At 67.6% G+C, this 17,602-nt stretch carries 19 protein-coding genes; 15 read left to right on the top strand and 4 right to left on the bottom strand.

The genetic code is table 11. The features are described from left to right. Window positions 1-17 precede the first annotated feature (17 nt). Entirely contained in the window at window positions 18-1,037 is a 1,020-nt protein-coding gene (locus ABD210_RS03860; RefSeq protein WP_344108756.1) for an adenosine deaminase, read from the bottom strand. 95 nt (window positions 1,038-1,132) lie between these two features. Here ABD210_RS03860 and ABD210_RS03855 point away from each other — a divergent pair, with 95 nt between their 5' ends. From ABD210_RS03855 to sppA, 14 genes are all read left to right on the top strand, one after another. Next, the gene (locus tag ABD210_RS03855) at window positions 1,133-1,852 is read left to right on the top strand and encodes an L-threonylcarbamoyladenylate synthase (RefSeq protein WP_344108754.1); all 720 of its coding nucleotides are present in this window, start codon (window positions 1,133-1,135) and stop codon (window positions 1,850-1,852) included. Next, window positions 1,852-2,973: a glycosyltransferase family 4 protein gene (locus ABD210_RS03850; protein WP_344108752.1), complete on the top strand. Its 1,122-nt coding sequence runs from the start codon at window positions 1,852-1,854 to the stop codon at window positions 2,971-2,973. The genes ABD210_RS03855 and ABD210_RS03850 overlap by 1 nt, the downstream gene beginning before the upstream one ends. Window positions 2,974-3,238: 265 nt before the next feature. Then, window positions 3,239-3,700 carry a Cg1360 family ATP-synthase-associated protein gene (locus ABD210_RS03845; protein ID WP_344108750.1) on the top strand — a complete coding sequence of 154 codons (462 nt, stop codon included), beginning with the start codon at window positions 3,239-3,241 and terminating at the stop codon, window positions 3,698-3,700. A gap of 114 nt (window positions 3,701-3,814) precedes the next feature. Then, on the top strand, window positions 3,815-4,027 hold the full coding sequence (locus ABD210_RS03840; RefSeq protein ID WP_344108748.1) for a hypothetical protein: 213 nt from the start codon (window positions 3,815-3,817) through the stop codon (window positions 4,025-4,027). 97 nt (window positions 4,028-4,124) lie between these two features. Continuing rightward, window positions 4,125-4,907 carry a F0F1 ATP synthase subunit A gene (gene atpB, locus ABD210_RS03835; RefSeq protein WP_344108745.1) on the top strand — a complete coding sequence of 261 codons (783 nt, stop codon included), beginning with the start codon at window positions 4,125-4,127 and terminating at the stop codon, window positions 4,905-4,907. A 75-nt stretch (window positions 4,908-4,982) separates the two neighbouring features. Next, window positions 4,983-5,213, top strand: a complete 231-nt coding sequence (gene atpE / locus ABD210_RS03830; protein ID WP_344108742.1) for an ATP synthase F0 subunit C — start codon at window positions 4,983-4,985, stop codon at window positions 5,211-5,213. A 31-nt stretch (window positions 5,214-5,244) separates the two neighbouring features. After that, on the top strand, window positions 5,245-5,811 hold the full coding sequence (locus ABD210_RS03825; protein WP_344108740.1) for a F0F1 ATP synthase subunit B: 567 nt from the start codon (window positions 5,245-5,247) through the stop codon (window positions 5,809-5,811). Beyond that, window positions 5,811-6,608 carry a F0F1 ATP synthase subunit delta gene (locus tag ABD210_RS03820; RefSeq protein WP_344108738.1) on the top strand — a complete coding sequence of 266 codons (798 nt, stop codon included), beginning with the start codon at window positions 5,811-5,813 and terminating at the stop codon, window positions 6,606-6,608. Before ABD210_RS03825 ends, ABD210_RS03820 begins: the two co-directional genes overlap by 1 nt. 105 nt (window positions 6,609-6,713) lie before the next feature. Beyond that, a complete protein-coding gene (atpA, locus tag ABD210_RS03815; RefSeq protein ID WP_344108736.1) occupies window positions 6,714-8,351 on the top strand; it encodes a F0F1 ATP synthase subunit alpha in 1,638 nt (545 codons plus the stop codon). A 6-nt stretch (window positions 8,352-8,357) separates the two neighbouring features. Beyond that, window positions 8,358-9,269: a F0F1 ATP synthase subunit gamma gene (locus ABD210_RS03810; RefSeq protein WP_344108734.1), complete on the top strand. Its 912-nt coding sequence runs from the start codon at window positions 8,358-8,360 to the stop codon at window positions 9,267-9,269. A gap of 5 nt (window positions 9,270-9,274) precedes the next feature. Next, entirely contained in the window at window positions 9,275-10,732 is a 1,458-nt protein-coding gene (gene atpD / locus ABD210_RS03805; protein WP_344108732.1) for a F0F1 ATP synthase subunit beta, read from the top strand. A 4-nt stretch (window positions 10,733-10,736) separates the two neighbouring features. Continuing rightward, window positions 10,737-11,153 (top strand): F0F1 ATP synthase subunit epsilon, encoded by a 417-nt coding sequence (locus ABD210_RS03800; protein ID WP_344108730.1) that lies wholly within the window; start codon window positions 10,737-10,739, stop codon window positions 11,151-11,153. A 92-nt stretch (window positions 11,154-11,245) separates the two neighbouring features. After that, window positions 11,246-11,677 (top strand): DUF2550 domain-containing protein, encoded by a 432-nt coding sequence (locus tag ABD210_RS03795; RefSeq protein ID WP_344108728.1) that lies wholly within the window; start codon window positions 11,246-11,248, stop codon window positions 11,675-11,677. Between the two features lie 29 nt (window positions 11,678-11,706). Continuing rightward, window positions 11,707-13,365, top strand: a complete 1,659-nt coding sequence (sppA, locus tag ABD210_RS03790) for a signal peptide peptidase SppA (RefSeq protein ID WP_344108726.1) — start codon at window positions 11,707-11,709, stop codon at window positions 13,363-13,365. Window positions 13,366-13,376: 11 nt separating this feature from the next. On the opposite strand, the gene ABD210_RS03785 is transcribed toward sppA, so the two are convergent. Further along, entirely contained in the window at window positions 13,377-14,204 is an 828-nt protein-coding gene (locus ABD210_RS03785; RefSeq protein WP_344108723.1) for a phytanoyl-CoA dioxygenase family protein, read from the bottom strand. Window positions 14,205-14,307: 103 nt separating this feature from the next. Between ABD210_RS03785 and ABD210_RS03780 the strand changes: the two genes are divergently transcribed. Beyond that, the gene (locus ABD210_RS03780) at window positions 14,308-15,171 is read left to right on the top strand and encodes an AraC family transcriptional regulator (protein WP_344108720.1); all 864 of its coding nucleotides are present in this window, start codon (window positions 14,308-14,310) and stop codon (window positions 15,169-15,171) included. Between the two features lie 15 nt (window positions 15,172-15,186). Here the strand turns inward: ABD210_RS03780 and ABD210_RS03775 are convergent, their stop codons facing one another. Together ABD210_RS03775 and ABD210_RS03770 are read right to left on the bottom strand one after the other, a co-directional pair. Continuing rightward, window positions 15,187-16,878, bottom strand: coding sequence for an HNH endonuclease signature motif containing protein (locus tag ABD210_RS03775; RefSeq protein ID WP_344108718.1), 1,692 nt, complete (start codon window positions 16,876-16,878; stop codon window positions 15,187-15,189). Window positions 16,879-16,988: 110 nt separating this feature from the next. Next, a complete protein-coding gene (locus ABD210_RS03770) occupies window positions 16,989-17,579 on the bottom strand; it encodes a cob(I)yrinic acid a,c-diamide adenosyltransferase (RefSeq protein WP_344108716.1) in 591 nt (196 codons plus the stop codon). Between the last annotated feature and the right edge of the window lie 23 nt (window positions 17,580-17,602).

The raw sequence follows: 17,602 nt of genomic DNA, 5'->3' as shown, positions 1-17,602 counted from the left end.
CGGCGCGTGTCCCAGCGTCATGCCTTGGCGGCTGTGTAGGCGTCGATTTCGGCAAGGAGGGACTCCTTGACGGTGTCCTCGGCGAAGGAGACCCGCACGGCTGTACGGGCGAGCTCTGCCGCACCGGCCTCGTCGAGATCCAGCAGCTCGGCCGCCACGACGTACTCGCTGGTGAGGTCGGTGCCGAACATGGGCGGATCGTCGGAGTTGATGGTGACCACCAGTCCGGCCTCGACCATCGCCGGCAGCGGGTGCTCCTCGTACGACGCGACCGCGCGGGTGGCGAGGTTCGACGTCGGGCTGACCTCTAGCGGGATCCGGTGCTGGGCGAGGTAGTCGACCAGCGCCGGGTCCTGCATCGCCGACGTGCCGTGGCCGATCCGTTCCGCCTTCAGCACCCGGATCGCGTCCCAGATCGTCTCGGGTCCGGTGGTCTCACCCGCGTGCGGCACGCTGTGCAGGCCGGCCTCGCGGGCGGCATCGAAGTACGGGGCGAACTGCGGCCGCGGGACGCCGATCTCGGGACCGCCGAGGCCGAACCCCACCAGGCCGTCCGGGCGGATCTCGGTGGCGATCCGGGCGGTCTCGATCGCGCCGGGGATGCCCACCTCGCCCGGGATGTCGAAGATCCACCGCAGCGTCACGCCGAGCTCCTTCTCGGCCGCCGTCCGGGCATCCTCGATCGCCTCGCAGAACGCCTCCGGCGCGATACCCCGCTGCACAGAGGTGTACGGCGTGACGGTCAGCTCGGAGTACCGGATGTTCTGCGCGGCCATCTCGCGGGCGACCTCGTAGGTCAGCAGCCGGACGTCGTCGGGCGTGGTGATCAGGTCCACCACGGTCAGGTAGACCTCGATGAACTTCGCGAAGTCGGTGAAGGTGAAGTACTCCGCCAGTGCGGCCGAGTCCACCGGCACCGGCGACTCCGGGTGCCGCGCGGCGAGCTCGGCCACGATCCGCGGCGACGCCGATCCGACGTGGTGGACATGCAGTTCGGCCTTCGGCAGCCCGGCAAGGAACTCACGCGACACAGTCATGGCCGGGATCCTACGCAGGACTGTCGTGGCGTGAAGACGGCCTGGCGGGCAGCCCGGCTGGAGTGCGTCACCGCCTGGGTGGCACGATTCACTGCGTGAGCGAGCGCTTTGACTTCACCGGTGACGAGTTGGTGCCGGCCTACCGTGCGGCCGTCGATGCCATCGAGGCCGGTGATCTGGTCGTCCTGCCGACGGACACCGTGTACGGGATCGCCGCGGACGCCTTCAAGGCCGACGCCGTGCAGCGGCTGCTGGACGCCAAGGGCCGCGGCCGCGACATGCCGCCACCCGTGCTGATCTCCGTCGTCGAATCCCTGGACGCACTGGCCACGGACGTCCCGGACGCCGGTCGCAAGCTGTGCGAGGCGTTCTGGCCCGGGCCGTTGACGGTCATCTGCCACGCGCAGAGCTCGCTGATGTGGGACCTGGGGGACACCCAGGGGACCGTGGCGCTGCGCGTGCCGGACCACGAGAACACCCGCGAACTGCTCTCCCGGACAGGCCCACTGGCCGTCAGCTCCGCGAACCTGAGCGGACAGGCGGCCGCACTCGACGTGTACGACGCCGAGGCGCAGCTGCGGGACTCGATCGCGGTCTACCTCGACGGCGGCGAGGTGACGGGCGGCCAGCCGTCCACCATTGTCGACCTCACCAGCGAGGTCCCGCACGTGGTCCGCATCGGCGCACTCTCGATGGCGCAGATCCGCGAGATCGTCCCCGAAGCCACCACGGACCTCGAGCCCGACCCCGTTGAGCCCCCCGTTGAAGGGGATCCGGTGGAGGAGAAGGCGGCTGATGTGAGGCCGGAGGACTAGTGCGCGAGTACTTGCTGGTCCTGTTCGTGGCCATGGCCACGACCTTTCTGCTGACCGGCGTGGCCCGGACGATCGCGTTGCGCTACGGCGCTGTCGCGAAGGTGCGCGCGCGCGACGTCCACAAGGTCCCGATCCCGTACTTCGGTGGCATCTCCATCCTCGGCGGCCTGATCGCCGGCTTCGCGGTCGCGTCCAACCTCCCGTTCCTCGGCAACAGCCTGCAGGTCGCTCACGACGCCCGCGCCATCCTGATCGGCGGCGCGGTCATCTGCGCGGTCGGTGTGGTCGACGACCTCTATGAACTCGACCCGATCACCAAACTCGCCGGGCAGGTCCTCGCCGTCGGCGTGCTGGTTGTGCAGGGCATCCAGCTGTACTGGTTGCCACTGCCCGGTGGCATCTTGTCGCCGCCACCCGCCCAGCTCGCGGTGGTCACCGCGGGCATCCTGCTGGTCTCGACCAATGCGGTGAACTTCGTCGACGGCCTCGACGGACTGGCCGCCGGTGTCACGGCGATCGGCGCGACCGCCTTCTTCACCTACTCGTACCTGCTGAACGTCGAGCAGAACCTCGACCGCGCGACCACCTCCACGCTGATCACGGTGGCTCTGGCCGGTGCCTGTCTGGGGTTCCTGCCGCACAACTTCTTCCCCGCAAGGGTGTTCATGGGGGATTCCGGCGCGCTCCTGATCGGCTTGATGCTGGCTGCCTCCACGATCAGCCTCACCGGCCAGATGGACCCGAACGCCGTCCCGTACGAGGTCGGCGGCTCGAGCCTGCTCCCCGCGCTGCTTCCCCTGGTCCTGCCGATCGCCGTCCTCGCGATCCCTGCGTTGGACCTGTCGATGGCCTACATACGGCGTACCAAGGCGGGCCGTTCACCCTTCGCGGCGGACAAGCTCCACCTGCACCACCGCCTGATGCAGCGCGGCCACTCCCACCGCCGCGCCGTACTCCTGATGTACCTGTGGACCGCGCTGATCGCCTTCGGAGTGGTCGTCCTGGGCCTGGTCCTCTACTGGTGGACAGCCCTCCTGGTCTTCGCCGTCACGGTCACCGCCATCCTCTTGACCACCGGCCTCCCCCACCGCCGCCCCACCAAGCCCCTCGCCAAGGTCTGACGCGAGGTGCCTTGGCCGCAGGTGGAAGGGTGGCGTCGGCGAGCGGGCGGTCCCCGCGGTACGGGGTTGTGGGGGACCAGACCAGTCGCCGGTGTGGCCTACCGATAGGGTGTGCGTGTAAAGCGGCAGGGAGGCTCGTTTTGCTGACCGTGCAGACTTTGTGCTAGTTTTCACAAGCACCAGCGAAGTACAGCTTCACCCCTGACCCCGCCCACCCGACGACCGAGGGCAAGAATCCCGGTCGCCAGCAGGACGGAACCACCAGATGGCTCCCGAGGTAAACAGCGGTACTGCCGGCCAGGCTACTAGGCACCCGGCATTGGCGATGCTGCGCGGTGCGCTTGTGGCCGCCACGGTCGTCGGCGTCAACGCGGCCGCCGTTTCAGCGGTCGCCGCCGGGCTGAAAGGCCTTTGGGGTGCGTTGCTCGGCCTGCTGATGGTGGTCGTCTTCTCCGGCGTAGGCCTCCTCGCGGTCCACCTCGCCCGTCGTACTACGCCGACCATGCAGCTCGCGGTCGCGATGGCCTCCTACACCGGGCGGATCGCGATCTTCGGCGGTCTGCTGGCCATCGCCCTGAGCTCGGAGAGTCTCGATCGCAACGTCAACCTGACCGCGCTCGGAATCAGCGCGATGGTGGTCGTGATGGGCTGGATGGCCGGCGAGATCTGGGCCTGGTCGCATCTGCGGGTGCCGATCTACGATCTGGACAACGAGGTAACGGCATGAACACCGTGCGTGATGGCCGGGATAGCCGTTTCCCAGCGTGGAGCCAGGGTGTGGCGGACCCCACGGATACCGATGTGACCCCGCGTGTCGCGGACTGCTACGGTTCGGGTGCCAATGAGCCAGCAAGAGGATCCGAAGCCGCCGCCCGACACCTCGGCCGACGGCTGGCGGGTCCTGTCCTATCTGATCGGCGGGATCGTCGTTTACGGCGGTATCGGCTTCGGGTTGGACCGCTGGCTGGGCACCCAGTTTCTGCTTCCGGTGGGCATCGTCGTCGGTGCCGGCCTGACCATCTTGCTGTTGCACTTCCGGTACGGGCGTTCCTGAGCCCTGCCTGGTCTGACGTTGTTGACCGCCTTGCCCTGAGCCGCCCTGCCCTTAGCCATATGGCGAACGACTTGAGCACGACGCGAGAGGAGACCCGGTGATTGCCGGCGTTTCGACCAGCTTCACCCCGCCTGGTCCTGAGGACTTCAACCTGCCGCCCATCATTCCGGGCGTCGACTGGTTCACCAAGCCCGTGCTGGTGGCCACTCTGTCGGTGGTCGTCATCATCTGGTTCTTCTACGGGGCGTCCCGTAGGGCGGCGATCGTGCCGAGCAAGCTGCAGTTCGCCGGTGAACTCGGCTACAACTTCGTCCGGAACTCGATCGCCCGCGACGCGATCGGCAGCCAGGAGTACATGAAGTTCGTGCCGTTCCTGTGCGGCCTGTTCTTCTTCATCCTGCTGAACAACGTCGCCGCGACGATCCCGTTCATCCAGTTCCCGACTTTCAGCCACATCGGCTGGGCGTACGCCGCGGCCGCGCTGAGCTGGATCGTCTACAACGGTGTCGGCATTCGCAAGCACGGCCTCGTCGGCTACTTCAAGCTCCAGACGATGCCGGCCGGCGTGCCGGTCTGGTTGATGCCGCTGATGATCCCGATCGAGTTCATCTCGAACATCCTGGTCCGGCCGGTCTCGCTGTCGCTGCGGTTGTTCGCGAACATGTTCGCCGGTCACATCCTGTTGCTGGTCTTCGTTCTCGGTGGCGAGTACATGCTGTTCGAGACCGGGAACATCGGGCTGGCCGGCGTCGGCGTCATCACCTATCTGATCGCCATCCCGATCGCCGGACTGGAGCTGTTCGTCCAGGTCATCCAGGCCTACATCTTCGTCGTGCTGACCGCGCAGTACATCGGCAGCGCCATCGCCGACGAACACTGATCCGCACCACCCAACAGACCCGTAGCAACGCAAACCCGGATAGCTCCCTATCCGTACCGAAAGGAAGCACCGCAAATGAGCAACATCGCTCTCGCTCTCACCGGCAACATCGCCGTCCTGGGCTACGGCCTTGCCGCGATCGGCCCGGGTGTCGGCGTCGGCCTGATCTTCGCAGCGGTCATCAACGGCACCGCGCGTCAGCCCGAGGCGCAGAGCAAGCTGCAGTCGATCGCGTGGATCGGCTTCGGCGTGACCGAGGTGCTGGCGATCATCGGTATCGCGCTCGCCTTCGTCTTCCGCGTCTGATCGCACAACTCCCGACTGACAGGATTCAGACATGTTGACGATCGTGGTACCGCTCAGCGAGGCCGCAGGCCCCAACCCGCTGTTGCCGCACACCGCCGAGATCATCTTCGGCCTCGTCTTCCTGATCCTGCTGGCCGTCGCCTTCGCCAAGATCGTCGTACCGAGGTTCGAGAAGGCTTATGCCGATCGGACCCAGGCGATCGAAGGCGGGATGAACGAGGCCAAGCAGGCCCAGGCCGAGGCGAAGGCGGCGCTGGAGAAGTACAACGCGCAGCTGGCCGAGGCCCGGCAGGAAGCTGCGAAGATCCGTGAGGACGCGCGTGAGCAGGGTGCGCAGATCATCGCCGAGATGCGTGAGAACGCCAACGCCGAGGCCGAACGCATCGTGACTCACGCCCGGACCCAGATCGAGGCCGAGCGCACCCAGGCGGTCGCCTCACTGCGCCGCGAGGTGGGCACGATGGCCACCCAGCTGGCAAGCCGGATCGTCGGTGAATCGCTCGAGGAGGAGGCGCGCCAGCGCCGCACCGTCGAGCGCTTCCTGGCGGAGCTGGAGTCGCAGGAGTCGGCCCGTCAGGCAGTCGGAACGGACGGCTGATGCGCGGCGCATCGAAGGAGTCACTCGCCCGGGCCCAGGAGGCCCTGGCGGGTGTCACCGTCAGCGAAGGGCTCGGCGACGAGCTGTTCTCGATCGCCAAGGTGCTTGACGGCAACGGCGCGCTGCGGAGGGCCCTGACCGACCCGGCGCGACCGAAGGACAGCAGGGTCGGACTGGTCGAGCAACTGTTCAGCGGCAAGATCTCCGCCCAGGCGCTCGAGGTCCTGAGGGTCGCCGTCGGTGGTCGCTGGGTGAGCAGCCGTGACCTCGGTGACACGCTGGACCAGCTGAGCGTCGAGGCCGAGATGGCCTATGCCGACAGCCAGGGCAAGCTGGACGAGATCGAGGACGAGCTGTTCCGGCTCGACCGGGTGGTCGCGGCCGAGCGGGCCCTGGCCGACAAGCTGACCGACCGCGGCATCCCGGTCAGCCTGCGGCAGGAGCTGATCCGCGGTCTGCTGCAGGGCAAGGCGGATCCGGTCACCGTGCGGCTGGCCGAGCGCGCCGTCGACGGCCGGGGACGCAGCCTCGCGGCCACGATGCGGGCCTACCAGGTCGCCGCGGCGGCCCGGCGCAACGCCAGCATCGCGACCGTCCGGGTGGCCACCGACCTGACCGAGGGCGAGCGCTCCCGGCTCGCCGAGGCGCTCGGCCGGCAGTACGGTCGACAGATCCAGCTGAACGTGATCGTCGACGAGAACGTGGTCGGCGGTGTCCGGGTGGACATCGGTGACGAAGTGATCGACGGAACCATCGCGGCCCGGCTCGAAGAGGCGCAACGGCGCATCGCGGGCTGACCCCAACGACATAACTTTTACGGTGCTAGTGGCCAGTGTTGTTACCGAAGCCTCTAGAGCCAACACACCAGGCCAGCTAGGTCAAGGAAGCAGGGACGGAAGATAATGGCGGAGCTCACGATCAGGCCGGAGGAAATCCGGGATGCCCTGGATCGCTTCGTCTCCAGCTACGAACCGGAGACGGCGACCCGCGAAGAGGTCGGCACCGTTGTCGACGCAGGTGACGGCATCGCGCACGTCGAGGGTCTGCCCTCGGCGATGACGAACGAGCTGCTCGAGTTCGAGGACGGCACCCAGGGCATCGCCTTGAACCTCGACGTCCGCGACATCGGCGTCGTCGTCCTCGGTGAGTTCAGTGGCATCGAGGAGGGCCAGCAGGTCCGCCGGACCGGCCAGGTTCTGTCCGTGGCCGTCGGCGACGGCTACCTCGGTCGCGTGGTCGACCCGATGGGCAAGCCGATCGACGGTCTCGGCGACATCACCGACCTCGAGGGCACCCGTGCACTCGAGCTGCAGGCCGCCGGCGTGATGGACCGCCAGGAGGTCCGCGAGCCACTGCAGACCGGTATCAAGGCGATCGACGGCATGATCCCGATCGGCCGTGGCCAGCGTCAGCTGATCATCGGTGACCGCAAGACCGGCAAGACGGCGATCGCGGTCGACACGATCATCAACCAGAAGGCCAACTGGGACTCCGGCGACCCGACCAAGCAGGTCCGCTGCATCTACGTCGCGGTCGGCCAGAAGGGTTCGACGATCGCCTCGGTGCGCGGCGCGCTCGAAGAGGCCGGCGCGATGGAGTACACCACCATCGTGGCCTCCCCGGCGTCCGACCCGGCAGGCTTCAAGTACGTCGCGCCGTACACCGGTTCGGCCATCGGCCAGCACTGGATGTACCAGGGCAAGCACGTCCTGATCGTGTTCGACGACCTGACCAAGCAGGCCGAGGCGTACCGCTCGATGTCGCTGCTGCTGCGCCGCCCGCCGGGCCGTGAGGCCTACCCGGGTGACGTCTTCTACCTGCACAGCCGTCTGCTCGAGCGCTGCGCGAAGCTGTCCGACGAGCTCGGCGGCGGTTCGATGACCGGTCTGCCGATCATCGAGACCAAGGCGAACGACGTGTCGGCCTTCATCCCGACCAACGTCATCTCGATCACCGACGGGCAGATCTTCCTGCAGTCGGACCTGTTCAACGCCAACATCCGGCCGGCCATCGACGTCGGGGTCTCGGTGTCTCGCGTCGGTGGTGCCGCGCAGGTGAAGGGCATGAAGAAGGTCTCCGGCTCGCTGAAGCTGGACCTGGCCCAGTTCCGCGCGATGGAGGCGTTCGCGATGTTCGCGTCCGACCTCGACGCCACCTCCCGCCGGCAGCTCGATCGCGGCCAGCGGCTGGTGGAGCTGCTCCGCCAGCCGCAGTACTCGCCGTACCCGATCGAGGAGCAGATCGTCTCGGTCTGGGCCGGTACCACGGGTAAGTTCGACGACGTCCCGGTGACGGACGTACTGCGCTTCGAGCGGGAGTTCCTCGACTACCTGCGCCGCGAGAGCAACGTGCTGGCCGCGATCCGCGAGTCCGGCCAGTTCGGCGACGACGAGGCGGCCGCCGTGACGGAGGCGCTGGAGAAGTTCAAGCCGACCTTCCAGACCTCCGACGGTCAGCTGCTGGCGGGCAAGGAAGAGACTGCGGCGATGGACGAAGAGGACGTCGAGCAGGAGCAGATCGTCCGGCAGAAGCGGGGCTGATCACCAATGCCAGCCAGTCTGCGGGAGCTTCGCGAGCGTCGGGCCTCGGTCTCGACGATCAAGAAGCTCACCCGCGCGATGGAGCTCATCGCGGCGTCCCGGATCGTCAAGGCGCAGCAACGCGCCGCGGCGGCCGGTCCGTACGCGCGTGAGCTCACCCGTGCCGTGTCGGCGGTGGCGACGTTCTCGAACGTCGACCACCCGCTGACCACCGACAACCCGAACCCGAAGCGCGCCGCGGTGCTGCTGATCACCTCGGACCGTGGCCAGGCCGGTGCGTACTCCTCGTCCGTGATTCGCGAGGGCGAGCGGCTGAACCAGCTGCTCCGCGAGGACGACAAGGAGGTCGTGCCGTACCTGAGCGGCCGCAAGGGGATCGCCTATTACACCTTCCGGCAGCGTGAGATCGCGCAGTCGTGGAGCGGTGACTCCGACGCCCCGTCGTTCGCGCGGGCCAAGGAGATCGCCGACGCCCTGATCGAGGCCTTCCTGACCCCGACCGAGGAGGGCGGCGTGGACGAGATCCACATCGTCTTCACCCGGTTCGTGTCGATGCTGACGCAGCGCCCGGACGTGATCCGGTTGCTGCCGCTGGAGGTCGTCGAGGGCGAGGAAGCCCCGGACCCGGACGACGTACTTCCGCTGTACGAGTTCGAGCCCTCCGCCGAGGAGGTGCTGGACGGACTGCTGCCGAAGTACGTGGCCAGCCGGATCCATTACTGCATGCTGCAGGCGGCGGCTTCCGAGCTGGCCAGCCGGCAGCGCGCGATGAAGTCCGCGACCGACAACGCGCAGGACCTGATCGAGGCGCTGACGCGTGAGTTCAACCAGGCGCGTCAGGCGCAAATTACCCAAGAAATCAGCGAGATCGTCGGTGGCGCCGGTGCGCTGGCCGATGCCAACGCCGGGAGCGAGTGAGAGAGATGACTGCCACGGTTACCGAGAAGAACGACAACAGCGGAGCGACGGGCTCCGTTGGTCGCGTCGCCCGGGTGATTGGCCCGGTCGTCGACGTCGAGTTCGCTGCGGACACGATGCCCGACATGTACAACGCGCTCGAGGTGGACATCACCCTGGGCGACACCACCCAGACGATCACCCTCGAGGTGGCGCTGCACGTCGGTGACAACATCGTCCGCGCGATCTCGATGAAGCCCACCGACGGACTGGTCCGCGGCACCGAGGTGCGCGACACGGGCGCGGCGATCTCCGTCCCGGTCGGCGACGTCACCAAGGGCCGCGTGTGGTCCGTGACCGGCAAGTGCCTGAACCAGGACGAGTCCGAGTTCGAGATCACCGAGCGCTGGCCGATCCACCGCAAGGCTCCGGCCTTCGACCAGCTCGAGTCCAAGACCCAGATGCTGGAGACCGGCATCAAGGTGCTGGACCTGCTCACCCCGTACGTCCAGGGCGGCAAGATCGGCCTGTTCGGCGGTGCGGGCGTCGGCAAGACCGTGATGATCCAGGAGATGATCTACCGGATCGCCCACAACTTCGGTGGCACCTCGGTGTTCGCCGGGGTCGGTGAGCGCACCCGTGAGGGCAACGACCTGATCCACGAGATGGAGGAGGCCGGCGTCTTCAAGGACACCGCGCTGGTCTTCGGTCAGATGGACGAGCCGCCGGGCACCCGGCTTCGCGTCGCCCTGTCGGCGTTGACGATGGCGGAGTACTTCCGCGACGTCGCCGGGCAGGACGTGCTGCTCTTCATCGACAACATCTTCCGGTTCACCCAGGCCGGTTCGGAGGTCTCCACGCTGCTCGGCCGGATGCCGTCCGCGGTCGGTTACCAGCCGAACCTGGCCGACGAGATGGGCGTGCTGCAGGAGCGGATCACGTCGACCCGGGGTCACTCGATCACCTCGATGCAGGCGATCTACGTGCCCGCCGACGACTACACCGACCCGGCGCCGGCGACCACCTTCGCCCACCTGGACGCGACCACCGAGCTCTCGCGTGACATCGCGTCGCGTGGTCTGTACCCGGCCGTCGACCCGCTGGCCTCCACGTCGCGGATCCTCGACCCGCAGTACATCGGCCAGGAGCACTACGACGTGGCCATCCGGGTGAAGCAGATCCTGCAGAAGAACAAGGAACTGCAGGACATCATCGCCATCCTCGGTGTCGACGAGCTGTCCGAGGAGGACAAGATCGTCGTCGCCCGCGCGCGCCGGATCGAGCAGTTCCTGTCGCAGAACACCTACATGGCGGAGAAGTTCACCAACATCCCCGGTTCTACCGTGCCGCTGAAGGAGACCATCGAGTCCTTCAAGAAGATCACCGAGGGCGAGACGGACCACATCGCCGAGCAGGCGTTCTTCAACACCGGCAGCCTCGAGGATGTCGAGCGCAAGTGGGCTGAGCTGCAGAAAGAACAGTGAACTGATGGCCATCTCAGATACTGAATCCGCGAAGCACCTCGAGGTCGCCCTCGTGGCGGCCGAGCGGACGGTCTGGCAGGGGCAGGCGAAGATCGTGATCGCCCGCACCACCGACGGCGACGTCGGCATCCTGCCCGGCCACGCGCCGCTGTTGGGCCTCCTGCAGGGTGGCACCGTCCAGGTGCGGACCACCGACGACGAGTACTTCGTCGCGGCCGCGCCGGAAGGCTTCATCTCGGTGGCGAACGACCGGGTCTCGATCCTGGCCGAGAACGCCGAGATGGGCCACGACATCGACCTGGAGGAGGCCAAGCGCGATCTCGAGCGCGCCCAGGCCGCCGGGATCGACGCCGAAGGTGAGCACGAGGAGCACGTCCGGGTCGCCGAGGCACGAGTGAGGGCCGCCGAGAAGGCGACCTGAACCCACCTGTAATAATTGAAGATCGTCACAGTCAGTACGGTTCGGGGAAGGTGCCGCTCAGTCGTCGGCATCAGGAATGAGGTCGGCAAAATATGAGGACAGTCCTCGATGTGGTCGGGGTCTGTCTGCTTGCCGCCGTGCTGCTGATTGCTGCTTTCGCGTTCCGCCGTCGCTGGTTGTCCAGGGACGGCGGAACGTTTGATTGCAGCCTGCAACTGGCCCAGAAGGACCACGGGCGCGGCTGGGCGCTGGGCCTGGCCCGGTACGTCGGGGACGACCTCCAGTGGTTTCGCGTTTTCAGCTTGGCCTGGTGGCCGAAGCTGACGGTGAACCGCCGCCAGCTTGACGGGGTCACCACCCGCCGCCCGATGGGTAACGAGCCCCTGGTCACCTACGCCGGCCACGTGATCGTGGACGCCGACCTCCGTGACCGAACCGTCCACTTCGCGATGACCGAAGAAGCCCTCACCGGCGTCCTCGCCTGGATGGAATCCGCCCCACCCAGCACCCAGACCTATCTGTAGGTTTTGCTCGTCCTGACTAAGGTCGGTGTATGACGGGCATTCTGCTGGAGTTGGATCTGACCCGGGGTGTGCTGGAGACGCCGCCCGCATCGCCGTTGGCCGCGTTCAGGGCCAGACATCTGCCTACGCTCCGTGAACTCGTGTCCTCCCTGCGCAAGGGGTTGAAGGATGACGCGGTGGTGGGGCTGGTGGCGCATCTGGGTGGGCCCGCGATGTCGTTGGCTCAGGTACAGGATCTCCGCGAGGCGGTTGCCGACTTCCGGGCGTCGGGGAAGCCCGCCGTCGCCTGGACCGAGTCGTTCGGGGAGGTCGGCGCCGGGACCGTGCCGTACTACCTGGCCACCGCGTTCGACGAGATCTGGGTCCAGCCGTCGGGGGAACTCGGCGTCACCGGGGTCTCCGTCCAGGCCACCTTCGTCCGTGGGGCCCTGGACAAGGTCGGCGTGATTCCCCAGTTCGGGAAGCGCCGGGAGTACAAGACCGCGGTGGACACCTTCACCGAGAAAGAGATGACCCCGCCGGCGCGAGAGATGGCAACACGCCTGGCCGAGTCGGCGTACGAGCAGATCGTCGAGGGCATCGCAGTACGCAGGCGGCTCGATCCGGCCAAGGTGCGGGAGCGCATCGACAGCGCGCCGCTGTCGTCCGAGGCCGGTCGCGAAGCTGGGCTGGTCGATCAGCTCGGCTACAGATCAGACGTGTACGACGCCCTGCGCAAGAGCCTCGGGGAGACCACAGCCTTGCTTGCCGAGCGCTATGTACGCCGGGGTCCTCGGACGGTGCGGGAGGTCCGAGACCGCCTGCCGTGGCCCCAGAAGCCTGTCGTAGCGGTGATCCGGATCAGCGGCGGCATCATGGTCGGCCGGAACTCCGGCGGTGGACCGCTAGGGGGACCGCGCTCAGGCTCGGACACCATCGGCGCCGCTCTGCGCGCTGTCGCCGACGACGAGAAGGTCAAAGCCGTCGTACTGCGGGTCGACAGCCCTGGTGGTTCGTATGTCGCGTCGGACGCCATCCGCCACGAGGTGCTGCGGCTGCGAGCCAGCGGACGACCGGTGATCGCGTCCATGGGGAGTGTGGCGGCCTCGGGCGGCTACTTCGTGGCGATGCCCGCTGATGTGGTTGTAGCTCAACCAGGGACGATCACCGGATCTATCGGCGTGCTCTCCGGTAAGCCCGTCGTCAGGGATGCGCTCGGCCGCATCGGCATCTCGCAGCAGGCTGTCTCGCAAGGGCAGAACGCGCGGATGTACTCGGCCCAGGAGGAGTTCTCGCCGGAGCAGTGGGCGCGGCTGGAAGAGACCCTCGACCGCATCTACGCGGACTTCGTGGCGAAGGCGGCCCAGGATCGCGGAATGCCCGAGGCGGAGCTGGAACGCCTTGCCCGCGGCCGGGTCTGGACCGGCGCGGACGCCCACGCTCACCACCTGGTCGACGAGCTGGGCGGCTTCGAACACGCCCTCCAGGTCGCCTGTCGCCGCGCGGGTCTGGACCGGGACCACATCGCCATCGCAATAGCTCCGCATCGCTCCCTCCTGGCCCGCCTGAGGCCGCCGCAATCCACCGAGGACCTCGCGGCCACCGCGAAACTTTGGACCCCCGACGGCCTGGCCACCTCCATCTACACCGCCCTGGGCCTCCCACCCACCGGCGTCCTCACCATGCCTCTGAACTGGCACCTGGGCTGAACCCAGTCTGTTCAGCTTGCCCATGGGCGGGGAAAGGTGTCCCCGGCGAGGTTGTCTCCGGCTGTTAGTTGGAGCGGGTCGGTGACGATGTGGGGCCGCCCGGAGTAGGTGGTGTGTCGGTCCATGTAGATGTTGACGTGGGCGAGGCGGGCTTGGTCTGTGGTGTTGGGGAGGGCCATGTGAGCGGTGTAGCCGCTGTGGAAGGTGCAGTCGCCGGCGCGGAGGGGGACGGTGACGCGGTGGGTCCAGCGGAGGTCGGGCGCCTTGGTGAAGAGGTCCTCTTCCTCGCTGAGGTTCTGGGGTTGCAGGTCGGTGCGGGCGTGGGTGCCGGGCAGGAAGGTCATGCAGCCGCGCTCCGGTGGTACGTCAACGAGCGCGATCCAGGCTGACAGGGGGAGCTGGTCGTTCGCGTGCGGCCAGTAGGGGCGGTCCTGGTGGAAGTGGGTGGCCGCGTTGCTCCTCGGCTCCTTGACCAGCATCTGGTCGTGCCACAGGCGCAGGTCGAATCCGGCCAGCTGCTCGGCGATCCGTCCGATGCGTGGGTGCAAGGTGAGTTCTCGCAGCGTTTCGTCGTGCTGCCAGACGTTCACCAGTTGGCTGAAGATCTTGTCCTGCTGGAGGCGCTCGGCCCGGTGTTCTTCCAGATAGCCGGCCGCCCGGTCGCTGAACCGCGTCGCTTCCTGCGGAGTGAGAATCCCGCGAACTCGGACGAACCCGTTCTGCCGGTAGGACTCGACCAGCTGCTCTGGCACGCGGCCGTCGGCTCCGAGATCGGACCAGTACTGCGCGCTGGGCGTCGCTGCGGCATCGGTGATTTCTTGCTGGGTGGACGTTTTCATGGTGATCGGTCTCCTGTGAGCTGTGTGACTGACCTCTCCAGGTTCGTTCCCCGGCCGAGCAGCTGGCCAGGCTGATCCTGGCGAGTGGTCGTACGATTCGGACATGCGGACGACCTTGCACGAGTCGCAGTTGTTCCTCGGCGGTCCGGTCTGGGGCGGAGTACACCGGCTGGATGCGGGCGTCGAGCCGCATGCGCACGACTTTCTCGAGATCGCCGTGGTTGGAACGGGAGCCGGTCGGCACACCACCAGTCAGGGTGACCGCCCGGTGGGGCGGGGCGACGTGGTCGTTCTTCGGCCCGGCGCCTGGCATGCGTTTCGCCAGTGTTCTGATCTCGTCGTCGCCAACTGCTGCGTGTCGGCACAGAGCTTGCGAACCGAGTTGTCCGCGCTCCAGCAGATCCCGCTGCTGCGCGAGTTGCTGTGGACCGCACCGGTCGCCCGTGGACCTCATGGGGTGGGCACGATGCAGGTCGAACCGGAAGCCGCCGACGAGGCGATCGGGGAGATCACTCAACTGACGCACGACCTCGACAACAGACCCGCGGCCGGGAAGCCAGGGCGCGTCCTGGGCAGGCTGGTGACGGTGCTGGGGATCTTGGCCGATGGACGCGTGGACAAGCCGGCATCAGCTGGGCAGGTGGTTCATCCTGCGGTGGCGGCAACGGTCGCGCGGTTGGATGCGACGCCGGCCGAGGCGTGGCGGCTGGATGACTTAGCCGAGGCAGTCAACCTGGATCCGGCCTACCTCAGCAGGCTCTTCCGGCGGCACACCGGACTGAGCCCGTTGGGATTCCTGGCCCGGCTGCGTGCGGAGCGTGCCGCGACCCTGCTGGCCCACTCAGACCTACCGGCCGCCCGCGTCGGCGCAGCGGTCGGCTGGGACGACCCGACGTACTTCGCCCGCCGGTTCCGCAGCCTGGTCGGCTCTACTCCCACCCAATACCGCACCCGTACCCGCCCCTGAGCGAGGCCGGCTTGGCTAGGGATCGGTGGCGTTGTTGCGGTAGCGACGACCGGTGGGGCTGGTCCAGGTGTAGGTGCCGTCGCGGTTCGGGTGGAGCAGCCAGCCGCCTTCGTGCTTGAGGCGGTGGTGGTGCCGGCAGAGGCACCACAGGTTGGCCGCGGTGGTTCGCCCGCCGGCGGCGAACGCGACTCGGTGGTCGAGGTCGGTGAATTCCGCGGGCCGGTTGCAGCCCGGGAACTGGCAGGTCCGATCTCGCAGCCGGACATACCTGTCCATTGCGGCTGACGGTGTGTAGCTGTTGGGATCGCTGGTGGGTGGTTGGTCGGTGACCCGGAGCTCGATCCGTGAACCACCGCACGTCCCGCCTACCTCGCTGCTTTCGCTGCTCGCGCGTAGCTCGCCGCTCTTGCCGGTCGTGGTGCGGGCGCGGTGAACCGCTGCGCCTGGGCGTGAGCTGCTGGGGGTGGTGGGCAGGTTCGGCAGGAGGGTTTGCGCGAGGGCTCTGAGGAGATGCTTGCGCAGCGAGCTCTGTGGGATCGGCCCGTGGTGGTCAGCTTCCCCGCCGGTCCCTTCCTCCCCGTTGATCAGGGCACGCACCTCAGCCCCAGTCGCGTGGATGACAACCGTCGCCTCGGCCCCGACCGCCGCCGCCCCGTCCATCGCGTCGGAATCACGATCGCTGGAGCCCTCGCCATGCTCCTGAACGTCGTGCTCCTGACCGTCCTGCTGATGCATCCCGTGATCGCCGTGATCGGCGTCGCGGCCAGGGGCGCCGTACGGGTCGTTGGCAGCCTCAGGGATGTCGACCGGGTCGGCGCCGGCTTGCTTGGTGCGGGGGAGGAGACGGGCCAGGGCGATGTCGGCGCGGAGCTGGTCCATGGTGCGGGTGTCGCCGTGGCGGCGGCGATGGGCGGCGGCGCGGGACAGGCTGGTCATCACAGCGGCGGCGTCGACGGCGTCCTGGCTGTGGATCAGGTCAGCGCCACCCAGATCGTCGGCGTACATCCGCACCGAACGTCCGTCCCGGGCGCGCTGGTGGGCTTTGTCGGTCGCGGCCGGGGATCGGCGGGCGGCCTCGCGACGGCAGGCCTTCTTGATGTCCACCAGCGGATGGGTACGGGCCCAATCCAGGATGGCGGCTTCGGCGGCACGGATGTCATCGATGTCGTCCAGCACCGACAGTTCGGACACGATCGTGAACGCGGCCCGCTCGGTCAGCTCGCCTTCGGTCAACGCGTGCAGGGTGGCGGGAAAGTTGTGCACCAGCTCGCAGGAGGTGTGGATCCGAGTTGTCGCGTGTCCCCGGCGCAGGGTGAGTATCAGGGCAACCTCGTCGGCGACCGACCGCAGGTCACCGGCGATCCAGCGACGCTCGCCCGCGGTCGCGTCCCGGTCACCCGGCTCCGGGTGCCGGTGTCCCAGATCCGCCGAAACACCATGCAGGGCGTCGTCGAACCCGGCGACGGTCTCGGCTTCGAGAGCGGCGAGGCGAGCTCTGAGCCGGACGATCGCCTCGAGCCGGTCGAGCCAGCCGTGATCGCTCAGCTCAGAGGTGTCTTGGAACACCACCGCCTCATAGAGCAAGGATCCGCGGTGGGGGTCGTTCTCCACGTCGTGCCGCGACAAGCTTTTCAGCTGTGGACGCGCGCTCAGCTGCGGCACCGGGCGCAGCTGCCCGTCCGTCGGCTGATCGGGGCGTCTGCTCATAAATCGATACTATGTTCGAATACGCTCCGACGCAAATCTGTCACGCTCAGTTGATGCGGGGCCCGTTACGAAGCCCGGCGCTCGGTGGATCGCGGGCTGAGCTGGTCGGTTCAGCCTTGATCCTCGCGGTCGCCGCCGGGGACCCAGAGGACGTCGCCACCGGAGGAGAGGTTGGCTACCCGGCCGAGGATGAAGAGGAGATCGGACAGGCGGTTGAGGTAGGTCAGCGCGAGCAGGTTGACGGTCGGACCGTGGGCCTCGACAGCTGCCCAGCCGGCTCGTTCGGCCCGCCTGGTGACTGTGCGTGCAACGTTCAGGTACGCAGCGCCCGGCGTACCGCCCGGGAGGATGAACGAGCGGAGTTTGGTGAGCCGGTTGTTGTATTCGTCGCACCAGGATTCCAGCCGGTCGATGTATTCCTGGGTGATGCGCAGCGGCGGGTACTCCGGGCTCTGGGTGATCGGGTTACACAGATCGGCGCCCACGTCGAACAGGTCGTTCTGGATCCGCGTGAGCAGCAGCACGAGTGCACTGTTCAGGTAACCCGCTGCGATCGCGACGCCGATCGAGGAGTTCGCCTCGTCGACCTCGCCGTACGCCGCCAGCCGCGGATCGGTCTTCGTGGTCTTGCTCATGTCGCCCAGGCGGGTCTCGCCGGCGTCGCCGGTCCGGGTGTAGATCCGCGTCAAGTTCACAGCCATGTCAAGGCACTCTACGCAGGCCC

The organism is Kribbella alba (genome assembly GCF_039529635.1).
Lineage (GTDB): Bacteria > Actinomycetota > Actinomycetes > Propionibacteriales > Kribbellaceae > Kribbella > Kribbella alba.
The sequence above is the reverse complement of the archived record's forward strand: the minus strand, read 5'-3'. Positions and strand labels throughout refer to the sequence as shown.